The organism is Nostoc sp. NMS9, from assembly GCF_017114995.1.
In the GTDB taxonomy this organism is placed as follows: domain Bacteria; phylum Cyanobacteriota; class Cyanobacteriia; order Cyanobacteriales; family Nostocaceae; genus Nostoc.
This window is the reverse complement of record NZ_JABXKL010000084.1, coordinates 1-8,146: the sequence shown is the minus strand read 5'-3', so window position 1 is coordinate 8,146 and position 8,146 is coordinate 1. Positions and strand designations below refer to the sequence as shown.

9 protein-coding genes are annotated in these 8,146 nt (G+C 42.5%); 6 read left to right on the top strand and 3 right to left on the bottom strand.

The annotated features are described in order from the left end of the window. Positions 1-276: 276 nt before the first annotated feature. The 3 genes from HWQ40_RS27305 to HWQ40_RS27295 all read right to left on the bottom strand — a co-directional run bounded on the left by HWQ40_RS27305 (position 277) and on the right by HWQ40_RS27295 (position 3,051). On the bottom strand, positions 277-951 hold the full coding sequence (locus tag HWQ40_RS27305) for a DUF2834 domain-containing protein (RefSeq protein WP_292784332.1): 675 nt from the start codon (positions 949-951) through the stop codon (positions 277-279). 122 nt (positions 952-1,073) lie between these two features. Further along, positions 1,074-2,246 carry a heat-inducible transcriptional repressor HrcA gene (locus tag HWQ40_RS27300; protein WP_292784330.1) on the bottom strand — a complete coding sequence of 391 codons (1,173 nt, stop codon included), beginning with the start codon at positions 2,244-2,246 and terminating at the stop codon, positions 1,074-1,076. A gap of 472 nt (positions 2,247-2,718) precedes the next feature. After that, positions 2,719-3,051, bottom strand: a complete 333-nt coding sequence (locus tag HWQ40_RS27295; RefSeq protein WP_292784328.1) for a rhodanese-like domain-containing protein — start codon at positions 3,049-3,051, stop codon at positions 2,719-2,721. Positions 3,052-3,210: 159 nt separating this feature from the next. Between HWQ40_RS27295 and HWQ40_RS27290 the strand changes: the two genes are divergently transcribed. The 6 genes from HWQ40_RS27290 (at position 3,211) to HWQ40_RS27265 (ending at position 7,946) form a co-directional block, all read left to right on the top strand. Continuing rightward, on the top strand, positions 3,211-4,872 hold the full coding sequence (locus HWQ40_RS27290) for a DUF3352 domain-containing protein (RefSeq protein ID WP_292784326.1): 1,662 nt from the start codon (positions 3,211-3,213) through the stop codon (positions 4,870-4,872). Between the two features lie 219 nt (positions 4,873-5,091). After that, positions 5,092-5,640, top strand: a complete 549-nt coding sequence (locus tag HWQ40_RS27285; RefSeq protein ID WP_292784324.1) for an Hsp70 family protein — start codon at positions 5,092-5,094, stop codon at positions 5,638-5,640. 7 nt (positions 5,641-5,647) lie between these two features. Further along, the gene (locus tag HWQ40_RS27280; RefSeq protein ID WP_292784322.1) at positions 5,648-6,274 is read left to right on the top strand and encodes a hypothetical protein; all 627 of its coding nucleotides are present in this window, start codon (positions 5,648-5,650) and stop codon (positions 6,272-6,274) included. A 6-nt stretch (positions 6,275-6,280) separates the two neighbouring features. Beyond that, a complete protein-coding gene (locus HWQ40_RS27275) occupies positions 6,281-6,715 on the top strand; it encodes a hypothetical protein (RefSeq protein WP_292784320.1) in 435 nt (144 codons plus the stop codon). Further along, a complete protein-coding gene (locus tag HWQ40_RS27270) occupies positions 6,712-7,221 on the top strand; it encodes a LysM peptidoglycan-binding domain-containing protein (protein WP_292784318.1) in 510 nt (169 codons plus the stop codon). Before HWQ40_RS27275 ends, HWQ40_RS27270 begins: the two co-directional genes overlap by 4 nt. 146 nt (positions 7,222-7,367) lie before the next feature. Continuing rightward, positions 7,368-7,946, top strand: coding sequence for a hypothetical protein (locus HWQ40_RS27265; protein ID WP_292784316.1), 579 nt, complete (start codon positions 7,368-7,370; stop codon positions 7,944-7,946). The last annotated feature ends 200 nt before the right edge of the window (positions 7,947-8,146 follow it).

The window sequence follows — 8,146 nt, the reverse complement described above, 5'->3', positions numbered from 1 at the left end:
CGCAGAATCGATCCCATACGTTGGCGCTTTCGCGACGTTGTAAGGTTGTTGTCATTGTTTTATAAATGCGATTATTTGCAGATGAATTTAGGTAGGTTTAACTACCTGTTACACATCTTAAAGAATTTATTGCGTTTTGTAAAGTACTTTCAGAAAAAACTTTCTCTTGGGATTTACGCACCCACAGAAAATCCCCAAACCTTTGAAAAAGGGGGGACTTTGGGTAATACCACTTGGGATTTTAGATTTTGGATTGTGAAAAATGCACTTTATTCTTCAATTCGTTGCTGGCTGCTTGGATATGGACTCTATACCCACTTCTTGTAAAGGTGGACGCACAGATAAATAAACCAATGGACCGAATAGCGGTATCAAGGCTATTAACCAGAAAAACTGGGGATTTTTCCAACCGCGACGCGCCATATCATCCCCTAGCAATGTGGGAAATAATAGGGAGAGTAGACAGAAATCTATGCTCATCACGTTGATAAAGCGATTAGTTTGCCAATCTTGCACAAAACTGCCCCAATCTCCTCCTCTTAAACCGTAGGCAACTAGAATAACTGTGGCTACCGTTAACACAAAACCAGTTACATGAGAATCTAGCAGCTTGAGCAAGGTATTCTTTTGACCGAGAAACTGATTATTTGGTTCTCTAAGAGCTAAGTACGGTAACAAGGCAAAAGCACCAACTGCGAAAGAAGCAGTAGAAAACAGCCAAGCAGGTATTTTTTGTCCTCTACCATCAATAAAAACTACTGCGCTGTAAATAAGAGGCCAGATGCCCATGAGGTTGAATAGTGCTATGACTAACGGGTTAACGCCTTGCCACTGGCCGATAGAAAGGTTTTTAATTAACTCGAATGTACCGGGTTGCTCAGGAGGGGCGAGGAAAAAAGCATAGACAACAAATCCCAGCCACAGTAGACCAAAGGCAATTTTTCTAACCATGAAAGATTTTGGTAGTATTAATTATTGATTTTGCCGCTATAAATTGGGCTATCTGCCTGCTATTATATTGTCCATTCGCTTACACCCGTAGTAGTTTATCCCTAAATACCACCTGATACGATTTAAGGATTGAAATAACTGAAAGCTTCTGAGAGGTAATCAGCAGCAGATGCTACTACTGCGATCGCACTTTCATAATCTAGGCGCGTTGGCCCCAAAACTCCCACACTTCCTACAGGTATCGAACCTCGGCGATAGTTAGAAGAAATCAAGGTGCAGGTGCGTATCGGTTCTAATGGGTTTTCTGCACCAATGCGAACCGTTACCTTTGGTTTTCCACCATCCTCTGGTTCTGGTTCTTCAAATATTAATCGCCACAGTTGGTCTTGTTCTTCTTCCAACAGGTGGATAATCGTTTGTACCTGCTGTAACTGGGAAAATTCTGGCTGGCGCAAAACTTCTGACACACCCCGAACCATAATTTGGGTTGCAGTCGGTGCAAGAGTGCGACGAGTCAATTCAGCAACTGAGTTTTTCAAGAATTCCCCGTAGCGTTGGAACTCTTGATCTAGTTCGCTCCAGTTGAGGTAGCCTAATTCCAACAGACTTCGCCCCCGCAGGTGACTATTCAAAAAGTTAGAAACAATCTGTAACTCGCGATCGATTACCTCTGAATCTCTTTGTGTTTCTTCTGGTGTTGGCGATAAATCCATCAATTTGGAATGTGTCTCATAACCATCAGTCACCACAATCAGCATGATCCGCCCGGCTTCAATTTGCACTAATTGCAGATGTCGCAATAGCGCTGTGGTCGTTTGCGGCATCGTGATCAAGCTAATGCAACCACTTAAGGTTGCTAAAATCTGTGTGGCTCCTTGAAGTAGGGTTTCTAAACTGCGATCTTCCCACTGTAGCTGCTTTTGCAATGCCACCTCTACTTCTCGCCCTAAAGTTTCTGTACCACTTCCCTGCGGGACGCTGCGCGAACGTGGAAGCAAGCTACGCGTAGCGTCTGTCTGCGACACGCTGCGTGAACGCAGAGAAGGTGTAATTAGCTGGTCAACATAAATGCGATAGCCTGAGTCTGAAGGTACACGTCCAGCAGAGGCATGTGGTTGGTAGAGCAATCCAGACTTTTCTAAAACGCCCATCACATTGCGAATTGTCGCCGAGCTTACGCCCAGATCGTACTCCTCAACTAAAGCCTTTGAACCAACAGGCTCTGCCGTAGCAATGTAGTGACGTACCGTTGCCCAAAGTATATGCTGTTGTCGATTTGTTAACTGAACTTCCATTATGGTATGTTTTGCTGAAGGCAAATTTTAATCAAACTCTGAAAAAGTTTGTGGATTTAATCGAAAACAGAGAATATTAATAATTCATTAAGATAGCAAATTATATAACTATATTTTGATAAGTATTTTTAAAGTTTATATACATACAGCATTTTTTAAGAGTAGGGTTGAAATAGTAGCTCAACTTTTTTTTGCAAAAGCTGCTGATTATAATGTACCCTTATGATGCTTCTTTCTAACCGTACTTTTGCACAAATTTGCGCTTGCAACAGTATTATTAGATACGTATTTGTTTGCAATGGCTAGTGCTGAAGTGTAATTTGGGTCAGTCGAAAAGTTTCGTGCAGATGTACTTGATGCCCAAATTACAAGCTTTCCGGCAAGCCTTTAAAGTAATGTACTTCTGCCTTTAGCATAGCAAAAGTCAGATGGAAGAGTTAAGTCCCATCTGAATGATGTATTCGAGCAGAAGCTAATACTGGGGAATTGAAGGGTCTACTAGTTGGGAATAGGCATCAATACCACCCGAAATATTTTGCACATTTGTAAAACCTTGAGCAATCAACCACTGGCACATTTGGGCAGAGCGGATGCCGTGGTGGCATAACACCAAGGTTTCGGCTTCGGGATTGAAGAGGGTAGGTACTTGATCTCCCCATTCGGCAAATTTACTTAAAGGTAGGTTGACAAAGCCTTCAATGCTAGCGATCGCCAATTCTTCTGGTTCACGCACATCTACTAGCTGAATACTTGCATCACTAGAAGAAAGACGTTGCGCCAGTTCTTCTACACTAATTTGGTTCATGGGTTGACTAAAAGAATTCCCTATAAACAGTCATAATCCTATTTTATGGTGACAGAAAATCTCTGCCTTTGCATGAGTATCCATTCTCAAGAGGGTTGATTAATTCTGCTAGGCTTTCTGCTTAAATGGCTGTAAACCGTCTTTTTTAATAGGTTTAATGTGAATAGGCAACGTTCATTTATCAGTTTTATCGTAGCTGGGGCGATCGTACTGCTAGTAATTGCGATCGCAGGCTTTTACTGGTTTTTCGCTAAAAGTCCGGCTAACCTCATTGCTTCTAGCTCTGGGCCTGGTGCAGCTATATTCGTGTCGAAACTTTCTCCTGCAATGGTTTCATTATTGACGAATCCTGACCGTTTGCAGGCGTTGGAGCGCGAAGAGGAACTATCTAAACTCAAAACCAGTTTATTCGCCAAGAGTGGCATAGATTACAAACAAGACATTCAACCCTGGTTAGGGAATGAAATTACATTAGCGATCGCTACCTTAGATATCGATCACGACCCAGAAAACGGACAACAGCCAGGGTATTTGTTGGCATTAGCAACCAAGCAACCGCAGAAAAGCCGCGAGTTTGTCGAATTGTTGTTTTCTAAACGAGCGTTATCTGGTGCAAACTTAGCTGTTGAACAATATAAAGGTGTAAAACTGATTTCTGACAATTCTCAACCAGAACAAGACTTGCTTGCTGGTGCTGTTGTCGGTGAAGGGTTTGTCTTATTTGCCAATGATCCGAAAGTACTACGAGATGCTATCAATAACGTCCAAGCGCCCGATCTGAATTTGACTAGCTCCCCAGAATACCAAAAAGCCATCAAAGAGCAGATCAAAGGAGGTTTAGCTGTAGCGTTCTTGAATCTTCCCATCGTGGCAAAATGGCAAGGGTTAGAGTTACCAGAACAACTTTATAACAGCCAAATCATATCCTTAGTATTGAATCCCAAAGGATTACTGGCAGAAACCACCTTTTTGACTTCATCGGAAATTGTCCCTCCATCTGCACCGTTATCTAAACCTGTGGGAGCATTACAGTATGTTCCAGCATCCGCAGGTTTAGCAATTTCCGGCTCGAATTTGAGTAATTTGGGTGACAGTGATTTAGCCAAGCTCTGGAGACAAGCAACAGCAACTATATATGGTTCTGGGGAAGATGTGGTTTCTCGGTTAGCAAAACCTTTGGCGGATGTTCAAAAACGCTGGGGTATAAATTTACCAAAGGATATTTTCAGTTGGGTACAAGGAGAATATGCCATAGCATTGTTACCTGATAAAGAGCAAACAACCCCACATTGGATTTTTGTGGTGGAAAAATCCGAAGGTGTAGAACAAGGCGTTGCTCGATTAGATGCGATCACTTCATCTAACGGACTCAGCATCAATACCCTGAATATAGACAAGCAAAAAATCTCCGCTTGGACAGAGTTAACCACAGCTACAAAAAAAAGTGATGTCAAAGAAGGAGCATCTTTCAGCATTGAAACAAAAGTGCGGGGATTGCATACAACTTTAGGAAATTACGAAATTTTCGCGTCTGACTTGGAGACGATGGATGAAATTCTCACAACCAAAGATAATTCCATAATTGACAATCCCAATTTCAAAGATAGTATCGCTGCAATTCCCCTACCAAACCAAGGTTATATATATCTTGACTGGACAAAAAGCCAGAATTTGTTAAAGCGTCAAGTACCGATTCTCAAACTAGTAGAAGTCTTAGGTAAACCATTTTTTAACAACCTGCGATCGCTCACAGTTAGTAGTTATGGGACTGACACGCGATCGCTTAAAGGTGGCGTTTTCTTCCAACTCAATAATTCCTGAGATTTTCACAAAAGCTCAAGTGCAGAAGGTAAAATAATTTTTAACCTTCTGCCTTTTTTTGCCCCATGATATTTACGTAGATTTCCTGTAGCATTTGCTATTTTTATTTGTAATCTTTGCATAGGTACTGGCTGCTGGCTTAGAAATTTAGGTTCGATGTAGCAGTGAGTTTCAAATACATCAGAAATAATTTACACAATACCCAGGTAGCGATCAGTAATGGGCAAGGCAATTGGCATTGATCTAGGAACGACGAATTCTGTCGCTGCTTTTAAGTTAGCAGAAGTGGAAGTGGTGACAGCTAATGATAATACGCCTCCAGATAGGAAACTGACGCGATCGGTCGTTGCTTGTGAGCAAAATAAATTTTTGGTAGGAGATCAAGCTTATAACCAACTCAGGGCTAATCCTGAAAACGTGGTTGTTTCCATCAAGCGCCTAATAGGAAGAGGTTTTGGCGATCCAGCCGTACAGAAACAAAAGTCAGAATTTGGTTACAAAATTGCTCAACCGAGTCAGGGTACAGACAACAGTATTGCAGTGTGGCTAGGAGGCAAAGAATACCAGCCAGAGGATATTTCTGCTGAAATTCTCAAAAAAGTTGTGCAAAATGCCCAAGCTTATCGCCAAGGAATTGGTAAAACAGGCGAAGTCATAGACCAAGCAGTTATTACCATCCCCGCTTACTTCAACGACAAACAACGTCATGCTACCCGTACAGCTGCACTCAAAGCTGGAATCACTCCCTTAGAATTGCTCCCGCGATAAAGTAGTAGTGCATCCTCGCCCGATGTATGCGGTGGCTGAGGGTGCAGCAATTGTCGCGGCTGGACAAACAGACAAAGTAACTACAGTATCGCGCGATTATTTTATCAAGCTGGTGGATGGCAGAGAGCAAGTAATTAAGCGGGGTGATATTTTACCAGTGAAGACATCCCACACTTTTAAAACTGCTGCTGATGGACAACGGTTGATTCATTTTCAATTTTTTAATCCCGATCAAGTAAGAGAAGATTTGGATGGGGTGGGCGGAAATGAAAGTATTGGCGATATCTGGTTGGGGTTAAATCATGCTTATCCAAGAGGGACAGAAGTTTTAGTCAACTTGGAATTAGATGAGAAATCCGGCGTTCTAGGGATGACTGCCACATTAGAAAATGACCCTTCAGAGAGAGTGAGTTTCACCTTTTCGCGGGGGCGATCAGATGAGAAAATATATAAGGAATTAGAGGAAACGATCGCAGAACTCAACGACCAAAACCTAACTCATATCGGCGTAGAAGAAGTGCTGAAGTTAGCCCTGCCAGTGGTGCAGTTAAGTAACCAAATCATCGATCCGAAGACTGGAGAGGAACGCAGGGATTTACGCGATCGCGCTGGTGCAAACTTGAAAAAATTCTAGGTATCCATGTCTAAGGAAAGCCTAAAAGCCGAGTACCTAATGAATGAATGCGATCGCGTAGTTAAATACTGTGGATCGATAATTCCTCAACCACAGCAGGAACGATTGCAAAAACTGAGTCAAGAATTGCAAGATGCCATCAACACCAATAACCTCTCCAAGATGGAATCTCAGAGTGAAGATGCAAGACGAGAACTTGACAATCTACCTGATGAGGTCAAGCTTATTCAAGCTTGTCTTTTAGCAATCCGTCAAGCTTGTGCAGTTGCACCGACCGAAGCAAATGCCATGTCTGACAAACTTTTTCGGATGCTTGGGGCTATGGAAAGTGATGATGGAAACGAAGCCAATCGCTTGTGGAGTGAATTGCAACCAGACATCCAGCGTTGGCTAAATAAGGAGTTACCTAGCAACAGCATTGTCACAGGAATAACGCGATGAAGATGAAACTGAACTGTCCTGTGTGTGATTACCAAGAAATTGAAGGTGACACTTGTCCTAACTGCGACACTGACCTTTCTGTAATTCGGATGCTTAAAGAATTACCGCAGGTGGAAAATCCTGTGCGACAAGTGAAAATTACCAAATGGCAACTAGGAGTTGCTTTAGTGCTGCTGATTATCGGCATTGGGTTGGGAGCAATGGGCAGTTTTATATTCCTACAACCACAGTTACACACATTAACTGTCTCTTCTCCCAATCCAGTTATTAGCGATCGCCTAAAACTACCAGTTAATCATGCCCCTGTGACAGCTAAGGAACCCCCAAAACTAATTACTTATACTGTTAAATCGGGAGATTACCTCAGCGCGATCACCCAAAAATTTTGTGGTCAGGGAACCTCTTGGCAAGTAATGGTTAAAGCCAACCCCCAACTCAAAGGACGGGAAGATGATATAGACGTAGGGGATGTGTTAAAAATCCCCAACTGCAAGGAGGGCGCTTAATGAGCATCCTTGATGATTTGAATGCCTTAACTAAAACTTTACTGGGAGTGGGCATTGTTGATGCCTGAAAACAAGCGCCACTGACTAAAGAAGCCAGCCAAAAAGCAGCACAATTAGCCCAAAACAAGCACTTGCGAGAAGCGGTAATGATTGCAGAAAAAGCTCTCGCTGTCTGGTCAAGAAAACCAGGTTTTTGGGAGCGTTTGATTTGTCAATTGCTACTAGGTAGGCTGTTAGACAATCTTACTCAGCAACTAAAGCAGTGGCGCTATCAAGTAGCAGAAGTCGATAAACTAGCTGCTAACGCCAAAACCCTTCTCAAGCAAGATACGGGCGACCCTTTAGAAACGCAAGCACTTGCAAGTGCGATCGCCATTTATCAGCGCTGTACCAAAATTCTCCACGATGATCGTATATCACGGGTAATCAAGCAGTACCAAGAAGAACTGCAACGGCGACAGCAGTTTTTAAATTTAGTGACACAAGCACAGTCTCAGGCAGCAAATCGGTTTTATAAAAATGCGATCGCAGTTTATCGAGAGGCTGAAAAGCTTTATTCTACTGAATCTCTACAACAGGCGATCGCAGTAAGTGTTGCTCAAGTCCAACAAGAAGAAATTTATGATGCAGCTTTTCAAAAGGTGCAACAAGCTGAAAGTGAAGGAAGATTACAGGCAGCGATCGCACTTTTAAAAAATGCTTTGACTAATACCATTTCTTTGTGAGGCTGCGGCAAACCCTCTTAACTTCTTCTTTCTTTCTTTGTGTCCTTTGCGTCCTTTGCGGTTCGTTTTTCTTTCTTGTACTTAAATATGGTTTAGCGCATCTTCATACAGAATTGGTATGAGATATCAACTTGGTGCCAAGCTAAAAGTTCCACGTCCTCAAAGCACCAAACAACATCCAGACAGTCTATCTCACTTTA